Below are 1478 nucleotides of genomic sequence, written 5' to 3'. Positions count from 1 at the left end.
TGGCCACTGCCCCCCTCGAGAAGTGCTGAACTCGGTCTCCCCGGCCGGCTCAGGCCACCGGCCGGAGCCCGTCAAAAAAGCCGGTTGAGGCCGTCGTACGCCGCTACCCGATAGGCTTCAGCCATGGTCGGGTAGTTGAACGTAGTGTTGACGAAGTACTTCAGGGTGTTCAGTTCGCCCGGCTGGTTCATGATCGCCTGACCGATGTGGACGATCTCCGACGCCTGATAACCGAAGCAGTGAACGCCCAGCACTTCCAGGGTTTCACGGTGGAACAGGATTTTCAGCATGCCTTGCGGCTCACCGGCGATCTGCGCACGCGCCATGCTCTTGAAGAACGCCTTGCCGACTTCGTAAGGCACTTTGGCCTGCGTCAGTTCCTGCTCGTTCTTGCCGATCGAGCTGATCTCCGGAATGGTGTAAATGCCGGTCGGCACGTCATTCACAAAGCGCCAGCTACCGTTATCAACAATGCTGCCGGCTGCCGAACGACCCTGGTCGTGGGCGGCACTGGCCAGGCTCGGCCAGCCGATCACGTCGCCTGCGCCGTAGATGTTCGGCACACAGGTGCGGTACGCCTCGTCCACTTCGATCTGGCCACGGCTGTTGACCTTGACGCCGATGTTTTCCAGACCCAACTGATCAGTGTTACCGGTACGGCCGTTGCACCAGAGCAAGGCGTCAGCCTTGATCTTCTTGCCCGACTTGAGGTGCAGGATCACGCCGTTGTCGACGCCTTCCACACGATCGTAGTCTTCGTTGTGGCGCACGGTGATGTTGTTGTTGCTGAAGTGGTAGCTCAACGCCTGGGAGATTTCCGAGTCGAGGAAGCTCAGCAACTGACCGCGGTTATCGACCAGCTCGACCAGTACACCCAGACCACTGAAGATCGACGCGTATTCGCAACCGATCACGCCGGCGCCGTAAACGATCAGTTTGCGCGGGGTGTGGTTGAGGCTGAGGATGGTGTCGCTATCGTAGATACGCGGGTGGTGGAAATCGATGTCCGCCGGGCGATATGGGCGCGAGCCGGTGGCGATGATGATGTGCTTGGCCACCAGTTTCTCGACCACGCCGTTGGCGCAGACCACTTCGATGGTTTGCTCGTCGGCAAAGCTGCCGGTGCCGAAGAACACGTCGACGCGGTTGCGGGCGTAGTAGCCGGTACGCGAAGCAACTTGTTTGGAAATGACCTTCTCGGCGCTTTTCAACACGTCCGGGAAGGAGAACCAGCGTGGCTCGCCGATCGCCCGGAACATCGGGTTAGTGTTGAACTGCATGATCTGCCGCACCGAGTGACGCAGTGCCTTGGACGGGATGGTGCCGAGGTGGGTGCAGTTGCCGCCGACCTGGCGACGGCTGTCGACCATCGCGACCTTGCGCCCTGCTTTGGCGGCGTTCATTGCCGCGCCTTCTCCCGCCGGGCCGGAACCCAGCACCACCACGTCGTAGTTGTAGACAGCCATGCGTACTCCTCA

The 1478-nt window shown here is 60.7% G+C and carries 1 protein-coding gene; it reads right to left on the bottom strand.

What is annotated here, in order from left to right; all coding sequences use genetic code 11:
- Positions 1–71: 71 nt before the first annotated feature.
- Positions 72–1466, bottom strand: coding sequence for a Si-specific NAD(P)(+) transhydrogenase (gene sthA / locus ACIOWE_RS29595; protein WP_127929145.1), 1395 nt, complete (start codon positions 1464–1466; stop codon positions 72–74).
- Positions 1467–1478: the final 12 nt, after the last annotated feature.

Source organism: Pseudomonas sp. NPDC087598 (assembly GCF_044743525.1).
GTDB lineage: Bacteria > Pseudomonadota > Gammaproteobacteria > Pseudomonadales > Pseudomonadaceae > Aquipseudomonas.
The sequence above is the reverse complement of the archived record's forward strand: the minus strand, read 5'-3'. Positions and strand labels throughout refer to the sequence as shown.